Raw genomic sequence first — 20,388 nt, 5'->3', positions numbered from 1 at the left:
CGTCCCCCCCCCCCCCCCCCCCCCCCCCCCCCCCCCCCCCCCCTCCCCCCCCCCCCCCTCTTCCCCCCCCCCCCCCCCCCCCCCCCCCCCCCCCCGGCAGGCAGCGAGCCCCCAGCCCGCCACGGGGTGGTGGTGAGGGTGTCGTCGAGCCAGTCGAGGATGCGGGCGTTGAAGAACGTCGTATCAACGACTCGAACGATCGGCAGGGCCCTGCCCCAGGGGTGGAGCCGCCCGTGCCGGGTGGCGCGGGCGGCGGACCGGGTCAGCCGAGCGGCTGGACCAGGACGTCATCTGTCGAGGTACACCTCTCGATGCCCAGCCAGGTACACGGGAACGTGCCCACGCGACGGGAGCGGCGACATGGTGGCCAGCCTCTCGTAGGGGTTCCGTGTCACACCTGGGATCATGAACGCATGCCCGAAGAACCGAACCCGCTGTCAGGCCTTTGGCAGCTCGTGCCGTCCAGTGCGACCGACTGGTTGCTGGAGCTGTGCGGCGATGGTCTGACCGGGTTCATGCCGCCTGCGCTGCCCGATGCCGTCTGGGTGCTCAATGCCATGTCCGAGCACGAACAGGGACCGGCCGAGGTGTCGTACCACGAGTATCACCAGGCGCGTTTGGCGGATGGGAGCGATCAGCCCCATATCGTCGGCGGCATCGACCTTGAGGCCGTGGGCATTATCTCGGGGTGGCGGCGGCTGCGCTGGGCGGAGCTCGCCCGGCGGACCGGCGACCCCGTCGTGCCCGACGGGCTCATGCCCTCGTTCCGGTGTTTTCCCTCGGCCAAGAAGGAGGGCAGCTGGCCGCTGGGCATCGATCCGCCCACCGAGGGGAGCCTGGACCGTGAGAGCTGGAACCGGCTGATCGCCATCCTCACCGAGCACAGTCCCGCGGGTCCTGACACTCCCTGCCTGGTCTACTACAACCCGCTGCTGCTCGGGGCCATCGACTTCGACAACCTCCACGTGCGCGCGGGGCGTCTCGGTGACGCCGCGCTCCTGTACGACGATCCCGAGGTCGACTTCAGCCCGTCCAATCTCTGGGCCGAGGACCGTTCATGGGTCCTGTGCACCGACTACGACCTGTGGGCCACCAAGGTCGCCGGGCCGCCGGATCTCATCGAGGCGCTGGTGAACGACACCGAGATAGAGGCGATACGACTGTCCTGGGCGACCTGACGCCGAGCTGCCCCGCGCACCGCGCCCAGTCCCGAAGCGCGAGCGCTTTCACGTGTACCGGGCTGAGCACATTCACCTGTACGCCGACATCATCGGCGGCGAACGCGGCGGGAGCCGCACCCGGTTGGACGCACAGCCGCAGCCGCAGCCGCAGCCGCAGCCGCAGCCACCGCACGGCTGACCGCCGGGCCCGTCCCGGCGGTCAGCCGTGCGGTGGCCGGCTTCACGTTGTCCACGTAAACGTCGTAGGTTCCGGACGCGGGGTGGAGGACGAGCGCGAGGCCGAGCCACACGCCGGTCGGGTAGGCGAAGGGTGCGTCGTTCCAGCTGCCGTTGTCGGTGAAGGCGGCGTTGCGTCGGCGGCGAGACCGAACTGCGCGACCGGGTTGCCGGCCGCGTCCAGCAGGAGGAGTCCCAGGGGCGCCGTGCCCTGGCCGGCCCGGAGCCGGGAGTCGACCCGCAGGTCCCCGGTGGCGGTGGCGAACGGGTGAGTGGCGGTGACCTCGGCCGTGGACTGCCGGGTCAGCAGCAGCGCGGATCCGTAGCCGCCGGCGGGTCGGCGGTCACGGTGGTGGCGGTCGGCCCGGTGGTGGTCCATCCGGCGGGAGCGGCTCCGGTGGTGGCGGTGTTGAAGTGGTCGACGAGGCTCGGGGCCACGACCGGAGCGCCTTGGTGGGCGCCGATGTTGACGGCTCCGGTGGTGGGGACGGGGGAGGGACTGTCCGTTGCCGAGAGGGGTCCTGGCGGTCCGTCAGGAGATTCCGACGCTGCTCGCGCGGGTGCCGGGGGAGTGGGGACGGCCACCGCCCGGTCGGACGGCAGGGCATCTCCGCGTGTCGGATACATCGCCGCCATCTGAAATTCACAGGCCGGGGTCTACTCGCATAGACATCGTCGGGCCATCCTGGTGCCGCACCGCTTTCCCTCGTACGCCCCCGAACCCACCCCAGCACCCTTGCCTGCTTCGGCAGGACCCACCCGGCCCCGGACCCGTCTGTCACCCCGTCACCGACCCGGTCGGCGGGACCTCTCACCGGTGGCCCCGGGAACCCTGCGAACGCGATCAGGGCCGGGCGGATCGTCCGTCCCCGGTCGCCGTTCCCGCGCGTCCGGGCACCGCCGTACCACCACCGCACCGCCGTATCACGGTACTGCGGCACCGTCGCACCGTCGTATCACTGCACTGCCGCACGGTACTTCGCACGACCCCCTGTCCGGTCGGCCCCGCCGCCCCGGCGCTCGACCGCCCACCCGGCAGGTCGGGGCCGGACGCGTCCGGTCGGTACGGGCGGGGGCGCCCCAGTCCGAGGTCCACCGCCCTCACCGGGAGAGCAGATGAAGCCCCGCACCGCAGTCACCGTCGTCGCCCTGGCCATGGCCGGGCTCGCCGTCTCGGCGCCCACGGCCGGCGCCAGTGGGACCAAGCTGTCGCAGTCGGCGGCCGCCGCCCAGTTCTCGGGCGCCGGCATCACATGGAGTTCCAGTGGTGGCTGCACCACCCGGTCCAACTCCACCTGCACGTCGTTCGAGCAGATCAACTCCGGCACGGTGAGCACGATCATCACCCTCAAGCAGTCCAGCGGCTGTGCCATCAACATCACGGGCGGCACCGAGGTGGGCCACGCCTCGGGGACCTACAGCCACTACAACGGCTACAAGGTCGACATCTCCCGCAACTCCTGCATCGACGGCTACATCCAGCACAGCTTCACCTACATCGGCTACCGGGGCGACGGCTACCCGCAGTGGAAGGCCGCCTCGGGCAACCTGTACTGCAACGAGGGCAACCACTGGGACATCCTGGTCTACTGACACCGGCCTCGGGGGCGGGTGTCAGGACGGCCCGCCCCCGAGGCGCCGAGCAGCCGGCCGCCGCGGCCGGGGCCCGGGCGGACGTCCTGGTGAACAATGCCGGCTCCGCGCCCGCCCGCCACGGGGGATTCCTGAACGTCACCGACGAGCAGTGGCGCCACACCGTCGAGCTCAACCTGTTCACCAGGGTGTCCGTGACGCGGGCGGTGCTGCCGCGCATGGTCGAGGCCGGGCAGGGCACCGTCATCACCATTGGCTCGGTGAACGCGACGCTGCCCGACCCGACCGTCGCCGCCGCGCACCGCCGCGGCCGAGTCGGCGGTGGTCAACTTCACGAAGGCTCTGTCCAAGGAGTCCGGGCCGCAAAGGCATCCGGGTCAACGGCATCCGGCTGGGGCTGGGCCTCTGGGGTGCGGCCGGTGGCGGCACCCCGGAGGCCGACCCGGTCGCCGCCGCGCCCACCCTGCTGGCGCTCGGCGAACCGGACCGGCCGGAGGTCGTTCGCTGCAACGAGGAGATGGCCGACCGGATCCCCGGGTCCTGGGTGGACGAGCGGGCGCTCGGCCGTCGGCCGGACGACGTCCTGAACGCTGCCAGGACGGTCGAGCTGCTCCCCGGCGTCGCGGAGCGGCTCACCGCCGAGATCGCCGAGATCGCCGAGTTCGGGACGCGGTCGGGCGACCGGCCCGCAGCCGGGCCCGGTGGCGTGCCCCCTGCCGCCGTGGGGCCGGGCACGGACCCGTGGTTCCCTGGCCACGGATGCGAAGCTTGAGTCTGTCCGGAGGTGTGCACGGTCACCCGAGAACGGGGCAGGCTCCCGGGGAAGCACCGGTTCGAGCGGGAGGTGGTCAGGTGGACGGCAGTGTGTTCTGGTGGGTGGCCGCGGGAGTCGTCGCGGCCAGCCTGGCGGTTGTGGCCGTCCTGGTGGTCAAGCTGGTCCGGGCCAGGAAGCTGCTGGTGGCCTCCGGCATCCCGATGTCGAACAAGGTGCTGTTCTGGGCGTCCATCGTCTACCTGGTCAGTCCCGTGGACCTTTTGCCCGACCCGGTCCTGTTGGACGACATCGCGTTCCTCCTCGTGGCCCTGCGCTCGCTGACCAAGGCCGGCGCCAGGCTGGGCATCGGGCCCGCCGGGCACCGGACGGGTGGGCCCTAAGCCCGGCCGTCGCCGTCCGCCCCGGTGGCCCGGGGAGATGGTCGGTGGGGACCTCTACGATGTGCGCCATGAACACTGGGGGGTCGCAGGCGCGGCTCATCGACGGCCGCTTCGAACTGCTCGCACGCCTCGGCGGTGGGGGCATGGGCCTGGTCTGGCGCGCGCGGGACAACGCGCTGCACCGGGAGGTCGCGCTCAAGGAGGTCCGCCCGTCCGACCCCGCGATGGCCGAAGCCGACCCCGAGGGTGCCCATGAGCTGCGCGAACGCGTCCTGCGGGAGGCCCGGGCACTCGCCCGCCTCCAGCACCCCAATGTCGCCGTGATCCACCACATCATCGACACGCCCGAGCACCCGCACCCCTGGCTGGTGATGGAACTCGTCACCGGCGGCAGCCTCGCCGACCGGATCGCCCGGGGCTCGCTCACCGTCCCGGAGGCGGCCCGGATCGGCCGCGGCGTGCTCGCCGCCCTGCGGGCCGCCCACGCGGCCGGCATCCTGCACCGCGACGTCAAGCCGGGCAACGTGCTGCTCCGTGCCGACGGCACCCCGGTCCTCACCGACTTCGGCATCGCCGCCGTGCAGGACGCCACAGCGCTCACCGCGACCGGTGCGCTGATCGGCTCGCCCGAGTACATCGCCCCGGAGCGGATCCGCGGTGAGGAGGGCAACCCCTCCTCCGACCTCTGGTCGCTCGGCATGCTGCTGTACGTCGCGGTCGAGGGCCACCACCCGCTGCGCCGCGGCACCACGCTGGCCACCCTCGCCGCCGTCCTGGACGAGCCGCTTCCGCCGCCCGCCCGCTCGGGCTCGCTCGGGCCGGTCCTGGCGGCCGTCCTGGGCCGCGACCCCAGGCTGCGGCCCGACGCCGACCAGCTGGACCGCGCGCTCGCCGCCGCCGAGCGGAGCGGCACGCCGGCCGCTCCGGCGCCGGCCTGGGCACCGACCTTCCTTGACACGCCGCGCCCCGGCGCCCCCGTGGACGGCGTGGCGCACCCGGATCCGGCGACGTACCGGCTCGTCGCCCCCACCGGCCCGGGCTACGCCGTGCCCGCCGGCCCGTTCGACGCCCCGCCCGCCGGCCCGTTCGACGCCCCGCCCACCGGCGCGGTGCTGCTGTCCCCGGCGCCCGCCCGCAGCCGGGCCGGCCTGGCCGTGCCCCTCTCGGTCGCCGCCGTGGTGCTCGCCGGATCCCTCGTGTGGGCCCTGCGCCCCGACGGCACCGACGGCCACAACGCGGCCCCGGCCACCACGGGTTCGGCCGGTCCGGCTGCCGTGCCCGCGTCCTCCGGCTCGTCCGTCCCGTCGACCCCGGCGGCCGTCCCGACCATCACGGCGGACCGGCCCGCCACCCCGGTGGCCAAGGACCTCCTCACCCCCGACGGCGTCCGCACCGTCGTGGCCGCGCTGACCGCCCAGACGGGCGGGACCAAGGTCAAGGAACTCACCGTCTACCCCGGCTACGCCATGGCCCAGGTCCCGACAGCCGACGGGCGCAGCTACGACTGGTTCGACTACCGGGACGGCAAGATCACCCGCCGTACCGGCAGCACCATGGGCAAGGACAAGCCGGTCGACCTCGCCCAGTACGACTGGAACGTCCTGCCCGACCTCCTGAAGGCAGCCGGCAACCTCCTCAACGTCCCTGGCCCGACGAGCCGTTACCTGATCATCGGCCCCGACATGTTCGACGGGTCCCCGTCCATCCGGGTCTACCTCTCGGGCGACCACGGCCACTCCGGCTACTTCTGGGCCGACCCGAAGGGCAAGATCGGCCGCACCTACCCGGCCGACTGACCCCCTCGCCAGGCGGGCCGCCGGTTCCAGCCGTCCCGGGTTCTCGGTGGCCGTGCTGACCTGTCAGGTTCATCGCGCACCATGGACGTCGCCCTCACCCCGACCGGCCCGGCTCGCCCCGGCCCGAGGCCATCTCCCTCGGGGTGCCTCCCCATGAACACCTCCCGCCTGCTCGGCCGGGCCGCCACCTCACGGCGGTCGTGGCCGGTCCCTCGTGCTGGCCGTGCCGGCCTTCGCCCACGTGGAGGTCGAGTCCGAGACGTTCCATGGATAGTCGGCGAGCATCCGGGCGGCACCCGGCAGCACCTCCTGCAAGACGGTACTGGTGTTCATGGTCCGGGCCTCGGAGCAGATGGCCGTGCCTGTTCACCGTCTACGACAGCCGGTGGGCGGCCGCGCCGCCGTCCGAGCCGGCTTGCACACCCCTGCGAGAGCTCCCGGGGCCGTGCTCCTGGCTCGGCCCCGGGAGTTCGCGGCTTCAGCCGGCGAATTCGTGCACGCCCCACCAGCCGGTGGAGTCGTGGTAGAGGCCGACACCGATCTCCTTGTACTTGGGGTTGATCTGTGCGGCGTGGTGCCCGGGCGACTCGGTCCACATCTTCTGGAACTGCTCGGCGGCCTGTTGCCCGGTCAGGGAGGCGTCGCTCCACATCACGATGCACTCCCCGGTCAGCGTCCGGCTGCCGGTGAGGCTTGGGCCGGCACCCGAGGCGTTCGCCGAGTGGGCGAAACCGGTCTCGCGCATGTGCTGGGCCCACTTCACCGCGAAGTCCGTCAGGTCGGCCTTGACGACCAGGGCCGGGACGCCGTTGCGAGCGCGTTCCTCGTTGATCAGCCGCAGCGAGAGCGCCTCGGCGCTGCCGGTCGAGTAGTCCGATGCCGAGGTGTCGGGGCTCGGTACGGTCCTGGGCGGCGCCGTGGTGTCGGGTCGCGCTGTGCCGGCGGTCGGCGCCTTGGTGACGGGGCTCGGTGCGGCGCCGGTCGGCGGCTTGCTCGGGGCCTTCGCCGCGGTGGGGCTCGAAGGAGCTTTGGTGGCCGGCACGGTCGACGCACCGGCGGTGGCCGTGCTCGCAGCCGGGGACGGGGTGGCCGAGGCCGTGGTGCCGGCCTGCTTGGGTGCCGAGGGCGACGCGACCGCCGCCGAGGAGACGGCTGCGGACGGCGAGTTGCCGGTGCCGGCCGCCGTTGCCGTAGCTGCCACGACACCGGCCCTGCCTGCGGCCGTCTCGTCGGCCTCCGGACCGCATGCGCTCAGCGCGGCTGCGATCACCCCGACGGTCACAACAACCGCCACTCCCTGCTTGCGACGTATGGATTGCATGAGCGGAGATGGACTTCCCTGGTTTCGCCCGGCGGCTGGGACCGGCGCCGCGATTGTTCACACCGCACCTGCTGTCCCGCCGGTCGGCGCCTCTTGCGCCGACACAAGAGGAGACCGGTGGCCTCGGTGGCGATAACACTTAGCTTGCCAAGCCGAAGGGCTTGCGCTTGGCGATCTTGGTCGGCAAGGTGTCCGGGTGCCTGCTGATCTTGTTCCGGACGACCTCCGGGGGCGGGTGGCTCCGCTGCTGCCACCCACTCCCGAGCGGCGCCGCCGCTACCCGAAGCGACTGCGCGTTCCGGACCGGTGGCCCTCGCCGGCATCATGTACGCCCTGCGGACCGGTGTCGCCTGGCGCGACGTCCCGGCCCAGACCGTGGGCTGTTCCGGAGTGACGACCTGGCGCCGGCTGCGGGACTGGACCAGGTCCGGCGTCTGGCCCCTCCTGCACGCTGCGCTACTGACCGAACAGGGCGGTGACGTAGGCATCCAGCCGCTCCTCCACGGCTCGCCTCGACAGGTTCAGCCAGTCCTCGGCGCGCTCCACGCAGCACGGGTCGACGAAGGTCCGCAGCACGAGGTCACGGGTGCCTCCGTCCGGCGTGCCGATGGTCAGCCTCCGCATCTCGGCAGTGATGCCGCCGTGCAGTGCCTCGGTTCTGACGATCCGTTCGCCGACCTCCGGATGCCGGCTGACCCAAGCCAGTGTCAATGGTCGGACGGCCTCCGCCTCATCGTGGTTGGTCACCGCGCCACTCACCATCCGGGCGGCAGCACGCGCAAAAGCTTTCAGTGGCATGACCGGCGCCCCTCCCCGGACCATCTCGATGCTGGCCGGTCAAGCACTCGGGTGCTGTCAGAGCTCGGGTCCCGGTCCAACTTCTGCGGTCGGCTACCACCGACATTGGCCCCCGCTCGGGTCAAAACCTCCTCCCGCTCGTGGAATTGGTGCGCGTCGCGGCGCGCCCCCGCCGATCGGGTGAACGGGTCCGAGGTAGGCGTTTCGTCCACGAATCGATGCGGCGGGGGCGTGTAACTTCCGGTGCCGACCGGTCCGTTCCGCGGCGCCGGGCGCCCCGTTGGCGCCGGCCCGCACCCCTCCACGCCGACCCCCGGAGGACACACCCCCATGCGCTCCCGCCACCTCGCCGCCCTCTCCCTGACGGCCGCCCTGCTGGTGCCCGGCACCGCCGCCACCCAGAGCGCCGCCGCCACGGTCAGCGCCGGCAGCGTCCAGGCCGACCCGACCGACTGCCCGCGCGAGCAGTACCGGCCGACCGCCGAGGACAAGAAGAAGTATTACTGCGGCTTCAAGGAGCTGGGCCCGAAGGCCCTGCCGGCCACGGTCGCCAAGCTGCTCAAGAACTACGACCGCTTCGGCGGCCTGACGCCCCAGCAGTTCCTCTCCTGGTACCGCGACGGCCTCGACTGGAAGTACCCGGCCGAGGACGGTTTCCGCGACGTCAACGGCACCATCGACCGGACGGCCGTCGAGCTGACGGCGGGCACCAAGCTCGACCGCTTCGGGCTCTACTACGGCCGCTACCTCTCCAAGCCCGGCACCTCCTTCCCCGAGCGCGCCCTCCCGCCGGACAGCCTCAACCCCGTCGTCGAGGACGGCAAGGAGGTCGAGAGCTACCACTGCTACACCGTGAAGATGCCGTTCAAGGTCGAACAGGGCAGCATCGCCTCCGGGTTCGCCCAGCCGGGCAACGGCATCCAGCAGTACCTGAACGAGAAGCTGAAGCCGTCCGACCTCGGCACCGACGCCTACACCGTCAAGACCCTGCTGGACAGGAAGTACCTGGAGCCCCTGCCCGGCGCCGACTGCCTCGCCTGACGCCTCCCGCCTGACGCCTTCCGCCCGAACCTCCCCCCGCCCGACTCCCGTCCCGCCGTCGTCGGCGGGGCGGGCTCAGGACTCGATGATCCGGCCCGCCGTGGGGTGGGAGAGGATCAGGCCCAGGAGCTGCGGGTCGCCGATGTACAGGTAGGCCCCGTCCTCGGTGTGCGGATCCGCCCCGGTGCGCACGATCAGGTCGAAGCTGGTGGCTATGTCCCCACCGAACCGCTCGGTGAGCAGGCCGAGCACCGATCGGGAGACGGCGACGGCCGCCACGGGCTGCCCCGTGCCGGTGAGCCGGCCCGGTCAACAGCAGGCCGGCGAAGGCCAGGGTGTAGCCGTCGGTGATCCACTGGATGCCGGTTGGCGACGCCCCCAGGTCACACGGCCCACCGCCGGCACGGCGACGTTGATGATCGTGACGTCCAGGATCACCATGAAGTACCCGGCGCACACGGCCGGCAGCGGCGCCCGCTCCGCGCCGCGCGTCACGGCACTACGGCGGAAGCCCGCCGGCGGGGATCCGACCCGACGCGGGCCAGTTCGGCCTCCGTAGTGCTTCGTATCGCCGGGCCGGCGCCTCTGCCCGTGGCGAATATGCGGCGGGCAGAGAAACCGCATCCGGGGATCTCCCGAGGTCGAGAGTGGAGTCGACGGCATCATCGCCTCGACAAGGAGACCAGATGACTCCCCTCACCACGCTCCAGCCTCGCGCGGAGGAGAGCGACACCCCGCCCAGCCGCTTCGACGACCACCTCGCGGCACAGCTGCTCGGCCAGCGGATCGTCCTCCTCGGCACACAGGTCGACGACGTGTCGGCCAACCGGGTGTGCGCCCAGCTGCTGCTGTTGTCGGCGGAGGACCCGCGCACCGGCATCAGCCTGTACATCAACAGCCCCGGCGGGTCGGTTACCGCGGGTCTCGCCATCTACGACACCATGCGGCTCATCCCGAACGACGTCTCGACGCTGGCGATGGGGTTCGCCGCCAGCATGGGCCAGTTCCTGCTCACCGTGGGGGCGCCCGGCAAGCGGTTCGCACTGCCGAACGCGCGGATCATGATGCACCAGCCCTCGGCGGGCATCGGCGGCACCACCGCGGACATCGAGATCCAGGCGGCGAACCTCCAGTTCACCAAGAAGGCCATCGAGCGGATCACCGCCGAGCACACCGGGCAGAGCGAGGAGACGATCGCGCGGGACGGCGACCGGGACCGCTGGTTCACGGCCGAGCAGGCCAGGGAGTACGGGATCGTGGACCAGGTGGTGGAGTCGCTCACCGACATCCGCCCGGCCGCGTCGCGCCGACGGATGGGGTTGTGACATGGGGTCGTACACGGTTCCCTACGTCATCGAGCGGACCGCGCAGGGCGAGCGGTCGTACGACGTCTTCAGCCGGCTGTTGAACGAGCGGATCATCTTCCTCGGCACCGAAATCGACGACGGGGTCGCCAACGTGGTCATCGCGCAACTCCTGCACCTGGAGTCGGAGAACCCGGAGCGCGAGATCTCGATCTATCTCAACTCGCCCGGTGGATCGTTCACTTCGCTGATGGCAATCTACGACACGATGACGTTCGTGCAGGCACCGATCTCCACGTTCTGCGTCGGTCAGGCGGCGTCGACGGCGGCGGTGCTCCTGGCCGGCGGAGACTCCGGGCGGCGGTTCGTACTCCAGCACGCGCGGGTGCTGCTCGGCCAGCCGGCCAGCGGTGGCCGGCAGGGGACGGTCTCCGACCTCAGCCTCGCGGCCAAGGAGATGGTCCGCATCCGCTCGCAGGTGGAGGAGGTCCTGTCCCGGCACACGCCCCACGACGTGGCGACGCTGCGCGCGGACATGGACCGGGACATGGTGCTCACCGCCGAGGAGGCCGTCGCCTACGGGCTCGCCGACGAGGTGCTGAGCCGACGGCTCGCGTTCGTCTGACCCCGCGCGGCCGAGCCGAGGAGCGGGTGAGCCGGCCGGTACGGCGGGGGTGGTGCGCCCCGTCGTACCGGCCGTCGGTTCGTCAGGCGGCGCGGCAGAGCCCGTCGTACTGCGCCGTGGGCGACATGCGGCCCCGGCCCGCCCGGCTGCGGCCCACCCGGCTCCGGTCGTACCGGGCCAGATCGTCCCGGGCGAGCGAGAGCAGATCGGCGAGACCAAGCCCGAGGGCCCTGGCAGCGGCCGCGAGCACCTCGGAGGAGGCCTCCTTGCGTCCGCGCTCCAGCTCCGACAGGTACGGCATCGAGATCCGGGCCGCCTCTGCGACGTCCTTCAGCGTGCGTTCCTGGGCGAGCCGCTCCCGCCGCAGCACATCGCCGACGAGGTCGCGCCACAGGGGTTCCCTCGGCGCGGGTGTCCGCGGGGCTCCCTCCGATCGCTGCGGGACACGGGTCGAGGCTCCACCGGAACCGGGCTGCGAGGCCTGCGGGCGCAGGGGGATGATGCGGGCTTCGTTCGGCGCATGAGTGCTCACCCCTTCAGCCTAGGGATCCGGGGCGCCAGGGGAAGGGAGCGGCGTTCTGCCCTGGGTGAAGCCGCGCGGGCGGACCGGCCCGGTGTACCTGGCTCCTACAGCAGGGCTGGGCCGGTCTGTACGACGAACGGCCCGGAAGGACCACTGTGCCGGCCGTGCTACCAGCGCACCCGCCGACCCCGCCGCATCTGCTCAAGTTGCGGTGACCTCACTCGGATCAGCCGCCGCACCGGCCCGGCCGGTGACGGGGGAGGAATCTGCTACCGCTGCTCCCGACGCCCGACCATCAAGTCACCTTGCACAGCCTGCGGACGGCAACGCCCCTGCTACCGGCAGCGCAACGGCACACTCACCTGCTGGGCCCTGCCGCCCGCTGCCCGGGCGGACCTGCAGCCGCTCACGCCCCGTGGCCGCCAACCGGCCGGAATCGGCCTGGATCCGACTGCTCGGCCGTCCGCCGCTCAGGAGTCAGTTCACTGCCGTGGCACGCTCGATGAGTGCGACCGCCGTACGCGGATCGGAGACCTCGATGACGAGGCGGGCGTAGCGTACGTCCGCCAGCTCGCGAGGTCATGCTCCAGGGACCACCGAAACGCGGCTGGACAGAGCCGCGTGTACTGCCGAACGAACGGGCGCACGCAGCTCGACCATGAGTGGAGTGATCAACCACAAGGCGAACCCCCGGTGGGCGGGGGTCCGAACGTGCGCCGGTAGGCCTGGGGCGTCGTGCCGAGGCGTCGGGCGAAGTGGTGGCGGAGGTTGTCGACGGTGCCGAAGCCTGTGCGGTGGGCGATCGCGGTTACCGGGTCGTGCGTGGTCTCCAGGTGGTGCCGAGCGAGCAGGACGCGCTGTCCGGTGAGCCATTGCAGCGGGGTGGTCCCGGTCTCCTGCCGGAAGCGGCGGGCGAAGGTCCGTGGGGAGAGGTGGGCATGGCGGGCCATTGCGTCGACGGTCAGGTCCTGGTCGAGGTTGGCCTCGATCCATGCCAGGACGGGGGCAAGGGAACCGGTTCCGTCCCGGGGGAGGGGGCGTTCGCGGTACTGGCGCTGGCCGCCGTCGCGGTGCGGGGGTGCGACCATGCGGCGGGCGATCGCGTTGGCGACGGCGCTGCCGTGTTCCTTTCGAATGAGATGGAGGCAGGTGTCGACGCCGGCGGCGGTGCCGGCGCCGGTGATGACCGGGTCCTCGTCGACGTAGAGCACGTCCGACTCGACCCGGGCGCGCGGGTGGCGGCGGGCGAGCTCGTCGGTGTAGCGCCAGTGGGTGGTGCAGCGTCGCCCGTCCAGCAGTCCCGCCTCGCCCAGGAGGAAAGCCCCGGTGCAGATGCTCAGGACCCGGGCGCCTCGCTCCACAGCGGCCCGCAGTTCGCCGGCCAGGTGGTCCGGCTGCGGCAGGTGCGGGTCGTAGGCCGGGATGCAGATGAGGTCCGCCGAGGCCAGCCGTTCCAGGCCGTGGCGGGCCCGCACCTCGAAGCCGTGCCGGGTCGGCACGCTGTCGCCGGTGGCCGAGACAAGAGCGAAGTCGTAGACCGGGAGCGCGTCGTCGCCGCGGTCGATCCCGAAGACCTCGCAGAACACGCCCAGCTCGAAGGCGTGGGCGCCGTCGAGGGCCAGGACGGCGACATCGCGAAGCATCGGCTCCCGATCTCCTTACAGGACGGTGGCAGGAATTTCAGCCTATCGGTCGTTTCTGCCACTCCCCGCGGGTGCCCCGTCCTGGAAGGCTCGCAGGCGTTCCCCACCACATGAGCAGCTAGGCACCCTGATGACCACGCACACTCTCGCCCCCGACACCGCCCTCTCGCCGCAGGCGGCTCAGGTCCTGCGCACACTCGCGCTCGACGAGGACCTGAAGCAGCGCATCCCCGGCGACCCGGTCCTGGGCCGCCTGGCCCGCAAGGTGGCCCGGCGGTACGTGGCCGGCGAAACCCTCCCCGACGCCCTGGACCGCGCGCAGCAGGTCCTGGCCGCCGGCCATCGCGTGAACGTCGAGTACATGGGCGAGAGCTGCCGCGACCCGCAGCGGGCCACGGAAGAGACCGACACGTTCCTCACCGCCGCCCGGCTGCTGCCACCCGGGTGCTCGATCTCCCTGGACCTGTCCCACATCGGCCTCGCCGTCGACACGGAGCTCGCCCTCGCCAACGCCTCCCGCATCGCCCGGGCCACCGCCGCCACCGGGCGGGAGATGATGATCTCAGCCGAAGGCTCCGACCGCACCGACGCGGTGCTGGCCCTGCACCGCAAGCTGTGCGAGCGGTTCGACCACGTCGGCATCACCGTCCAGGCACGCCTGCACCGCACCGCGGACGATCTTCCGGAGCTGCTCACCCGTCCCGGCCGCATCCGCCTGGTCAAGGGCGCCTTCCTCGAACCCGAGACCATCGCCCACCGGCGTGAAGCCCCGGCCCTGACCACCGCCTACCTGAAGTACGCACAACAGCTGGCCGACTCGGGACACCTGTGCTCCTTCGCCACCCACGACTGGGATCTGATCGACCGTATCGACCACCACATCGGCAGGAAAGACCGCGACTGCGCCCCCTGGGAGTTCGAGACCCTTCTCGGCCTCGGGCCCGATCGCCTCGACGCCATGGCCGAACGTGGCCACCCCACCCGCGAGTACATCGTCTTCGGCACGGAATGGTGGCTCTACGTCTGCAACCGACTCGCCGAAGACCCCCAGCGCCTGCTCCGAGCGCTCGTCGACGCGGCCGTATGACAAGGGCCGTTCCACCCGGGACGACAGGTCCCCAGACGCCCGTGCCCCTGTTGTCGAAACCGGTGGACATGTCGAATCAGCCGCCGCGGCGTCCGCTGATCGGAATCCCGGACGCGGAGACCTTCGAAGCCGAGCACGCGGACGAGCCCGACCTGGAACCACTCATCGGCTTCACCCCGACACATGCCGTGGACATCATCGCTGGGTGTGACGGCCCCATTGATCACGTCGCCACAGTGGCGTTGCCAATGCCGAGCCGTGTGATGATCAGGTGGCGAGCGTTGCCGAACTTCGAGGGGTGTTCGCGGCGGCGGACGCCCTCTTCCCACGGCATTCGGCACGGCGGAATTCCTGGGCGCTCGCTGACCATTTGCCGACCCCGGATGGTTGATCATGCAAGCAGAACTACGCACGCTTGCAGAAGAACAAGAAGACCAGGAAGACCAAGAAGACCAGGGGTGAGAAGGAGGTGTTCCACCACGCCCGGTCGATCACGCTGCCCAAACCCCGAGTGACGGCACCCTCGGGTGGTGCCCGGTGTGCTCCGGCGCTGCCCGCGATTCCGTCGGGTGCCTGCCGGGGGCGGAGCCGGTCCGGGATGCGGCCGGTGCCGGTGGGGCGCAGGGTCGAGGTATGAGCGGAGTGGTCGTACTGGTCGAGCTGGAGCCGTCCACGGAGGTGCTGGACGCGGGCGAGGTGGATGTGGGCGCCCGGGTCCGGTGGGTGCACGCGGCGCCGCCCGACCCGGACGTGCCCGAGGACCCGGGCCCGGTGACGTTCTGCGGGATCGACACCAGCGACCTCGAACGGGAGACCTACCAGCCGGCCGGGCCGGGCGATCCCTGGTACCCGCCGTCGCAGCGCACCCGGCGCTGCCGTGAGTGCGAGGCTGCGCTCAAGGCGCTCTGACGGGCCCGGGCCCGGCCGGGCGTCGACCCGTCCGCCCTGGGGCCACTTCCCTGGAGTCGCCTCCCCGGGGCTGCCTCCCCGGGCCGGGCCGGCGTGTCCCCACGTGTAGCTGCGGCGCGTCCGTAGGGGCGGAGCCGGGTGCCTGATCGGGCAGACCTGGCACGCTCCGAGACGCGCAACCCGCGGCCCGCCCCGAGACCACAGACCCGCGCCCCGGCACCCGGCACTCCGTGCTCCCGTGCTCCCGGCACTCCGGGTCCCGGTTACTCCGGCACTCCAGCCCCGGGCCCGGCTCAGTCCTCCTCGATCAGCCTGCCGTCGCGGAGCTCGACCACCCGGTCGGCCAGCTCCATCAGGGTCTGGTCATGGGTGGCGACCAGGGCGGTGACGCCCTCGCTGCGGACGACGGCGCGCAACAGCTGCATGATCGAACGGCCGGTCTCGGAGTCCAGTTGGCCGGTGGGCTCGTCCGCGATGATCAGGTCCGGCTCGTTGGCGAGCGCGCGGGCGATGGCCACGCGCTGCTGCTGCCCGCCGGAGAGCTCGCCGGGCCGCTGGTTGGCGTGGTCGGTGAGCCCGACCAGGGCGAGCAGGGTGCGCGCCCGCTCCTCGCGCTGTGCGGCCGGCACCTTGCGCAGCCGCATCGGTACCCCGACGTTCTCGGCGGCGGTGAGCACGGGTATCAGGCCGAACGACTGGAAGATGAAGCCGATCCGGTCCCGGCGCAGCGCGAGCCGCCCGTCCTCGTCCAGGCCGGCCAGGTCGGTGCCGTCGAGGGAGATGGTTCCGCCGCTCGGGCTGTCGAGGCCGCCGACCAGGTTGAGCAGGGTGGTCTTGCCGGAGCCCGACCGGCCCTTCAGGGCGGTGAGTTCGCCGCGGCCGAGTGAGAACGAGACGCCGCGCAATGCGTGCACGGTCCGCTCGCCGGTGCCGAAACTGCGCCGGAGATCGGTGACGGCCACCATGGGAGCGGTGACGGTGCCGGCCGGTTGCTGGGTCATACGGCGTCCCCCTGGGTGTTCTTCGAGCCTTCCTCGACGGGCGCGGCCGGGCGGTGAAGTGCTCTTTGTGAGGTGTTCATGGCGAGAATTTCTGCTGAGCTGACGGACCCTCGCATCGGAAGGAACTATTGATGTACCGCCAACGTCGAGAATTTGCTCACTACTTACATGATTCGCGCAAGTCCCTTCCGTTCATGGATCGAATCTGACAGCATCGTCCGCTATCCGGTGATCAATCGCCGGTGATCACGTAGCGGTCAGCGACAGGCGTCCATCCCGTGGCAGAGGTGTGCCCGGACGGGGGAGAGCTGCGCGGGGGCCGAAATGTACTGGGGAGGAACGGGATGCTCGGCTTCGTCGTGCGCCGTCTGCGCGGGCGACTGCCGTTGGCCGCCGCGGTCCTGCTCACGGTGTTGATCACCACAGCAGTGCTCACGGCGCTGGTGGCGTTCAACCGCACCGTAGGGGAGGCCGGGCTGCGCCAGGCGCTCCAGGGGCCGGCCTGGGCGAGGACCACGGTGCTGGTCAGCGCCGACCACGGGTTGGACAAACGGCCCAAGGACGATGCGGCGGTCGGTGTCTACGCCGGACAGCTCTTCGGCGACGTACCGGTGCGCACCCAGTCCGTGGCCCGCAGTCGCTCCTACGGTCTCCCGGAGGCCACCGCCCAGCCACCCGGCACCCCGGCAGCCGCTCCTGCGGGCAGCAGTGCAGGCGCCCAGTCGGGCGCCAACCCCGGTGCGCAGTCGGGCGCCAACCCCGGTGCGCAGTCGGGCGCCAACTCCGGCGCGCAGCCGGACAAGGGTTCCGGCAGATCGCCCGAGCTCACCGTGCTCGCCGCGCTCGACCACGACCGCGTCAGCCTGCTCTCCGGCGGCTGGCCGGCCGCGGCCGCCGTCACCGGCCAGGGCCCGGTGGAGGCCGCCGTCCCGCAGACCTCGCTGGCCCGCCTCGGCCTCACCGCCGCGATGCTGCCTGCCGAGGTCCGGCTGGAGGACCGCTATGACGGGTCGCCACTCGTCGTCCGCGTCACGGGCGTCTACCGCGCCGCCGAGCCCGGCGACCCGTACTGGTCGCTGGACCCGATCGGCGGCCGCGAGATCCAGGTCGGCGGCTTCACCACCTATGGCCCGCTGCTGGTCGACGACAGCCTCTTCACCACCGCCCGGGTGCCGCAGAACGGACGCAGCTGGCTGCTGGGCGCCGACTTCACCGGCGTCCGCGGCCCCGGGGCCGGCGCGATCCGGGACCGGGCAGAGGGTCTCGGTGCCGAGCTCAAGAAGGCCACCGGTCTCCAGGTCAGGACCGAACTCCCCGACGTCCTGCGCGAATTGGACTCCAGTGCGCTGGTCTCCCGGTCCACCCTGCTGATCGGCGCCCTCCAACTGACCGTCCTGGCCGCCGCGGTCCTGCTGCTGGTGGTCCATCTGATGGGCGCCCGGCAGGAGAGCGAGAACTCGCTGCTGGCCGCTCGTGGTGCCTCCGGCGCCCGCCTCGGTGTGTTCACCGCCGCCGAGTCGCTGCTGCTGGCCCTGCCCGCGGCGCTGCTCGCCCCCCTGCTCACCCCCCTCCTGCTGCACCTGCTCGCGGGCTACGGACCGCTCGCCCGGGTACCGCTGGACACCGGTCTGCGTTGGACGCTCTGGCCCGTCGCGGCCGTCTGCGCCCTCGCCTGTGTCGTGCTCACCACCGCCCCCGCCGTGCTGCGTGGCGCCGCCGGTGCCGCGATGCGCCGGGCCGGAAAGCGCCAGGCGCTGGTCGCCGGCGCGGTCCGCTCCGGCGCCGACCTCGCGGTGGTCGGCCTCGCCGGCCTCGCCTACTACCAACTGGCGCAGTACAGCGGCGGACTGTCCACGGACGCCGCCGGCCGGCTCGGCCTCGACCCGGTGCTGATCGCCGCCCCCACGCTGGCCCTGTGCGCGGGCACCCTGCTGGTGCTGCGGCTGCTCCCGTTCGCCGCCCGCCTCGGCGGCCGGATGGCCGCCCGCGGCCGGGGCCTGGTGCCCGCGCTGGCCGGCTGGCAGCTGGCCCGCCGCCCCGGCCGGGCCGCCGGCCCCGTCCTGCTGCTGGTGCTGGCGATCTCCACCGGTGTGCTGGCGCTCGGCCAGCACTCCACCTGGTCCGCCTCCCAGCGAGACCAGGCCGACTACGCGACCGCCGGCGGCCTGCGGATCTCCGGCTCGCCGCTGGCCCCGATGGGCCAGGCCGGCCGGTACGGGGACCTGCCCGGCGGCGACCGGCTGATACCCGTGATCCGTCAGGCGTCCTCGCTGCCGAACGGCGCCGCGGGGGAGCTGCTCGCCCTCGACACCGCCGCCTTCGCCGAGCGCGTCCCGGTCCGCTCCGACCTGCTCGACGGCCAGAGCCGCCGCGAGCTGTTCGTGCCGCTCGCCGCGCCCGCGCCCACCGGGGCACAGGCCGGCCTGCCGCTGCCCGGCCGGCCCCAGCGGATCGACGTCGATGTCACCGTGACGCCGGCGAAGCCGACCGACGAGCACCCGGACGTGTGGCTGCTGCTGCGCGACCGGTTCGGCAGCACCTTCCGAGCGCCGCTGACCGGCGTCCCGACCCGCGACGACGCCGTCGCCACCGTCGACCTCGCGGCGCTGACCGGCGCCCCGGTCGGCTCCGCCGCCGCGCCGCTCACCCTGGCCGGCCTGGTCGTCGTCTACGGCTGGGAGGACCGCCTCTCGCCCGCTCCCGCGCTCAAGGGCGAGCTGACCGTCCGCCGGATCGGCGTCGCCGACACCGCCGGCGGACCGGCGACCACCGTCCCCGTCCCGGCAGGCCTCGACTGGAGCACCGTCGCTCCCGCCGGGGCAGGCAAGCCCGGCGGCACGATCGTGCCCGCGCGCACCGGGGAGCAGCAGGTACTCAAGCTGGAGTACGCGCCGCAGGGGATGGTTACGCAGGCCAACATCGCCCCGGCCGGTGCGACGGCCCCGAAGGGCCTCTCCGGCGTCGCCACCCACGCCTACCTGGCCGCGGTCGGCGCGGCTGTCGGTGACACCGTCCAGGCGCCCTTCGGCGGCGGCACCCTGCCGGTCAAGGTCACCGGCGCGGTCGAGTCCCTGCCCGTGGTCGGCGCCACCGCGCTCGTCATCGATCTGCCCACCGCCGGCCGCCTGCTCGCGGCCGGTGGCCGGCAACTGCCGCCGCCCGGCGAATGGTGGCTGCCCGCCACCGGCCCGGGGGACCCGGTGCCCGCCGCGGCCGCGGCCAGGCTGCGCGCCGAGCCCGGCGGCCAGAAGCTGCTGTTGAACGACCAGGTCGCCGCCGAACTGCTCGCCGACCCGCTCAGCGCCGCCCCGCAGAGCGCGCTCGCCGCGATCGCCCTGGTCAGTACCGTCCTCGCCGCGATCGGCTTCGCCGCCGCCTCGGCCGCCTCCGCCCGTGAACGCGCGGGGGAGTTCACCGTGCTGCTGGCCCTCGGCGCGCCCAGGCGCTGGCTGGTCCGGACCGTCGCCGCCGAGCAGGGCGTCCTGGTCGGTCTCGGCAGCGTCGTCGGACTCGCCCTCGGGGCCCTGACCGTTCACCTGGTGGTGCCGCTCGTGGTGCTCACCCCGGCCGCCCGCCGGCCGGTGCCCGAAGTCCTGGTCGGCCTGCCGCTCGGCTGGGCCGTCCTGCTCGCGGCCACCATCACCGCCGTTGCCCTGTTGTCGGCCTTCCTCACCGGACGCCGCCGTCGAGACGTGGCCGCCCGGCTGCGGCACGTGGAGGAGATGTGACCACCCCGGCCGGCACCAGCACGCCGCCCCGCCCCACCGGCACCGGGCCGAAGGCCGAGCACCGCCCCGCCGCCTGGGTGCGGACCAGGTTGCGTACGGCACCGCTCGCCGCGCTTCTCACCGCGGCGCTCGCCTTCGGCACCGTGTTCCTGGCCGCCGCGTTCCCGCGCGCCGTCGACCGGGGCACGGACGCCGCACTGCACGAGTACCTGCGCGACCGCGGCCCGATCTGGAACAGCGTGCTCGCCACCGGGCAGCACGGCTACGGCGCGGACGACCTCGACCGGGTGGCGGAGAAGCTCACCTCCCACCCGACGGAGAACTTCGGCTTCGCCCCGAGCGGTCCGGTGTACGGCGCGGGGGGGGGGGAAAAACAGGCGCGCCCCCCCACCCACATCGCCCCCGCCCACGAAGAAACCCCACAGAACACCCCCCCCTCCCCCCCACCCCCACCCCCCCCCACACCC

The 20,388-nt window shown here is 72.6% G+C and carries 20 protein-coding genes and 3 pseudogenes; 15 read left to right on the top strand and 8 right to left on the bottom strand.

What is annotated here, in order from left to right; all coding sequences use genetic code 11:
• Positions 1 to 413: 413 nt before the first annotated feature.
• Positions 414 to 1,178, top strand: coding sequence for a hypothetical protein (locus tag ACZ6NC_RS08555; protein ID WP_465730327.1), 765 nt, complete (start codon positions 414 to 416; stop codon positions 1,176 to 1,178).
• A 522-nt stretch (positions 1,179 to 1,700) separates the two neighbouring features.
• Here the strand turns inward: ACZ6NC_RS08555 and ACZ6NC_RS08550 are convergent.
• Positions 1,701 to 1,835, bottom strand: a complete 135-nt coding sequence (locus tag ACZ6NC_RS08550; protein ID WP_465730325.1) for a hypothetical protein — start codon at positions 1,833 to 1,835, stop codon at positions 1,701 to 1,703.
• A gap of 678 nt (positions 1,836 to 2,513) precedes the next feature.
• Here ACZ6NC_RS08550 and ACZ6NC_RS08545 point away from each other — a divergent pair.
• The 5 genes from ACZ6NC_RS08545 (at position 2,514) to ACZ6NC_RS08525 (ending at position 5,941) form a co-directional block, all read left to right on the top strand.
• The gene (locus tag ACZ6NC_RS08545; RefSeq protein ID WP_465730323.1) at positions 2,514 to 2,990 is read left to right on the top strand and encodes a hypothetical protein; all 477 of its coding nucleotides are present in this window, start codon (positions 2,514 to 2,516) and stop codon (positions 2,988 to 2,990) included.
• Complete coding sequence (locus ACZ6NC_RS08540) at positions 2,924 to 3,577, top strand: SDR family NAD(P)-dependent oxidoreductase (protein ID WP_465730321.1); 654 nt, start codon at positions 2,924 to 2,926, stop codon at positions 3,575 to 3,577. The genes ACZ6NC_RS08545 and ACZ6NC_RS08540 overlap by 67 nt, the downstream gene beginning before the upstream one ends.
• The gene (locus ACZ6NC_RS08535) at positions 3,508 to 3,762 is read left to right on the top strand and encodes a hypothetical protein (RefSeq protein WP_465730656.1); all 255 of its coding nucleotides are present in this window, start codon (positions 3,508 to 3,510) and stop codon (positions 3,760 to 3,762) included. The genes ACZ6NC_RS08540 and ACZ6NC_RS08535 overlap by 70 nt, the downstream gene beginning before the upstream one ends.
• 80 nt (positions 3,763 to 3,842) lie before the next feature.
• Complete coding sequence (locus ACZ6NC_RS08530; protein ID WP_465730319.1) at positions 3,843 to 4,145, top strand: DUF1232 domain-containing protein; 303 nt, start codon at positions 3,843 to 3,845, stop codon at positions 4,143 to 4,145.
• A gap of 68 nt (positions 4,146 to 4,213) precedes the next feature.
• Positions 4,214 to 5,941, top strand: coding sequence for a serine/threonine-protein kinase (locus ACZ6NC_RS08525; protein ID WP_465730317.1), 1,728 nt, complete (start codon positions 4,214 to 4,216; stop codon positions 5,939 to 5,941).
• Between the two features lie 189 nt (positions 5,942 to 6,130).
• On the opposite strand, the gene ACZ6NC_RS08520 is transcribed toward ACZ6NC_RS08525, so the two are convergent.
• Together ACZ6NC_RS08520 and ACZ6NC_RS08515 are read right to left on the bottom strand one after the other, a co-directional pair.
• On the bottom strand, positions 6,131 to 6,274 hold the full coding sequence (locus ACZ6NC_RS08520) for a hypothetical protein (RefSeq protein WP_465730315.1): 144 nt from the start codon (positions 6,272 to 6,274) through the stop codon (positions 6,131 to 6,133).
• A 145-nt stretch (positions 6,275 to 6,419) separates the two neighbouring features.
• Positions 6,420 to 7,142 carry a CAP domain-containing protein gene (locus ACZ6NC_RS08515; RefSeq protein ID WP_465730313.1) on the bottom strand — a complete coding sequence of 241 codons (723 nt, stop codon included), beginning with the start codon at positions 7,140 to 7,142 and terminating at the stop codon, positions 6,420 to 6,422.
• A 316-nt stretch (positions 7,143 to 7,458) separates the two neighbouring features.
• On the opposite strand from ACZ6NC_RS08515, the pseudogene ACZ6NC_RS08510 reads away from it, so the two are divergent.
• A pseudogene (locus ACZ6NC_RS08510) lies at positions 7,459 to 7,730 on the top strand (transposase); the annotation flags it as partial.
• Positions 7,731 to 7,781: 51 nt separating this feature from the next.
• Here the strand turns inward: ACZ6NC_RS08510 and ACZ6NC_RS08505 are convergent.
• Positions 7,782 to 8,009: pseudogene (locus ACZ6NC_RS08505) on the bottom strand (aminoglycoside phosphotransferase family protein); the annotation flags it as partial.
• 381 nt (positions 8,010 to 8,390) lie between these two features.
• Between ACZ6NC_RS08505 and ACZ6NC_RS08500 the strand changes: the two are divergent.
• Complete coding sequence (locus tag ACZ6NC_RS08500; RefSeq protein ID WP_465730311.1) at positions 8,391 to 9,101, top strand: TNT domain-containing protein; 711 nt, start codon at positions 8,391 to 8,393, stop codon at positions 9,099 to 9,101.
• A gap of 75 nt (positions 9,102 to 9,176) precedes the next feature.
• On the opposite strand, the gene ACZ6NC_RS08495 is transcribed toward ACZ6NC_RS08500, so the two are convergent.
• Complete coding sequence (locus tag ACZ6NC_RS08495; RefSeq protein WP_465730309.1) at positions 9,177 to 9,380, bottom strand: hypothetical protein; 204 nt, start codon at positions 9,378 to 9,380, stop codon at positions 9,177 to 9,179.
• Between the two features lie 407 nt (positions 9,381 to 9,787).
• Here ACZ6NC_RS08495 and ACZ6NC_RS08490 point away from each other — a divergent pair, with 407 nt between their 5' ends.
• Positions 9,788 to 10,426: a ClpP family protease gene (locus ACZ6NC_RS08490; RefSeq protein ID WP_465730307.1), complete on the top strand. Its 639-nt coding sequence runs from the start codon at positions 9,788 to 9,790 to the stop codon at positions 10,424 to 10,426.
• Between the two features lies 1 nt (position 10,427).
• Positions 10,428 to 11,030, top strand: a complete 603-nt coding sequence (locus tag ACZ6NC_RS08485; protein ID WP_465730305.1) for a ClpP family protease — start codon at positions 10,428 to 10,430, stop codon at positions 11,028 to 11,030.
• A gap of 82 nt (positions 11,031 to 11,112) precedes the next feature.
• On the opposite strand, the gene ACZ6NC_RS08480 is transcribed toward ACZ6NC_RS08485, so the two are convergent.
• Both ACZ6NC_RS08480 and ACZ6NC_RS08475 read right to left on the bottom strand, forming a co-directional pair.
• The gene (locus ACZ6NC_RS08480; protein ID WP_465730303.1) at positions 11,113 to 11,562 is read right to left on the bottom strand and encodes a helix-turn-helix domain-containing protein; all 450 of its coding nucleotides are present in this window, start codon (positions 11,560 to 11,562) and stop codon (positions 11,113 to 11,115) included.
• A 662-nt stretch (positions 11,563 to 12,224) separates the two neighbouring features.
• Positions 12,225 to 13,196 (bottom strand): GlxA family transcriptional regulator, encoded by a 972-nt coding sequence (locus ACZ6NC_RS08475; protein WP_465730301.1) that lies wholly within the window; start codon positions 13,194 to 13,196, stop codon positions 12,225 to 12,227.
• 130 nt (positions 13,197 to 13,326) lie between these two features.
• Here ACZ6NC_RS08475 and ACZ6NC_RS08470 point away from each other — a divergent pair, with 130 nt between their 5' ends.
• The 3 genes from ACZ6NC_RS08470 (at position 13,327) to ACZ6NC_RS08460 (ending at position 15,192) form a co-directional block, all read left to right on the top strand.
• Positions 13,327 to 14,283 carry a proline dehydrogenase family protein gene (locus ACZ6NC_RS08470; protein ID WP_465730299.1) on the top strand — a complete coding sequence of 319 codons (957 nt, stop codon included), beginning with the start codon at positions 13,327 to 13,329 and terminating at the stop codon, positions 14,281 to 14,283.
• Positions 14,205 to 14,798, top strand: coding sequence for a DUF6368 family protein (locus ACZ6NC_RS08465; protein WP_465730297.1), 594 nt, complete (start codon positions 14,205 to 14,207; stop codon positions 14,796 to 14,798). Before ACZ6NC_RS08470 ends, ACZ6NC_RS08465 begins: the two co-directional genes overlap by 79 nt.
• Positions 14,799 to 14,916: 118 nt before the next feature.
• Positions 14,917 to 15,192 carry a hypothetical protein gene (locus tag ACZ6NC_RS08460; RefSeq protein ID WP_465730295.1) on the top strand — a complete coding sequence of 92 codons (276 nt, stop codon included), beginning with the start codon at positions 14,917 to 14,919 and terminating at the stop codon, positions 15,190 to 15,192.
• Positions 15,193 to 15,485: 293 nt separating this feature from the next.
• Here ACZ6NC_RS08460 and ACZ6NC_RS08455 read toward each other — a convergent pair whose 3' ends face one another.
• Entirely contained in the window at positions 15,486 to 16,193 is a 708-nt protein-coding gene (locus tag ACZ6NC_RS08455; protein ID WP_465730293.1) for an ABC transporter ATP-binding protein, read from the bottom strand.
• A gap of 344 nt (positions 16,194 to 16,537) precedes the next feature.
• Here ACZ6NC_RS08455 and ACZ6NC_RS08450 point away from each other — a divergent pair, with 344 nt between their 5' ends.
• Positions 16,538 to 19,921: an FtsX-like permease family protein gene (locus tag ACZ6NC_RS08450; RefSeq protein WP_465730291.1), complete on the top strand. Its 3,384-nt coding sequence runs from the start codon at positions 16,538 to 16,540 to the stop codon at positions 19,919 to 19,921.
• Positions 19,918 to 20,388 (top strand): annotated as a pseudogene (locus tag ACZ6NC_RS08445) (hypothetical protein); the annotation flags it as partial. The gene ACZ6NC_RS08450 and the pseudogene ACZ6NC_RS08445, both read left to right, overlap by 4 nt.

It is taken from the genome of Kitasatospora sp. NPDC041988, assembly GCF_055588525.1.
This window is presented reverse-complemented; position numbering and strand designations above follow the sequence as displayed.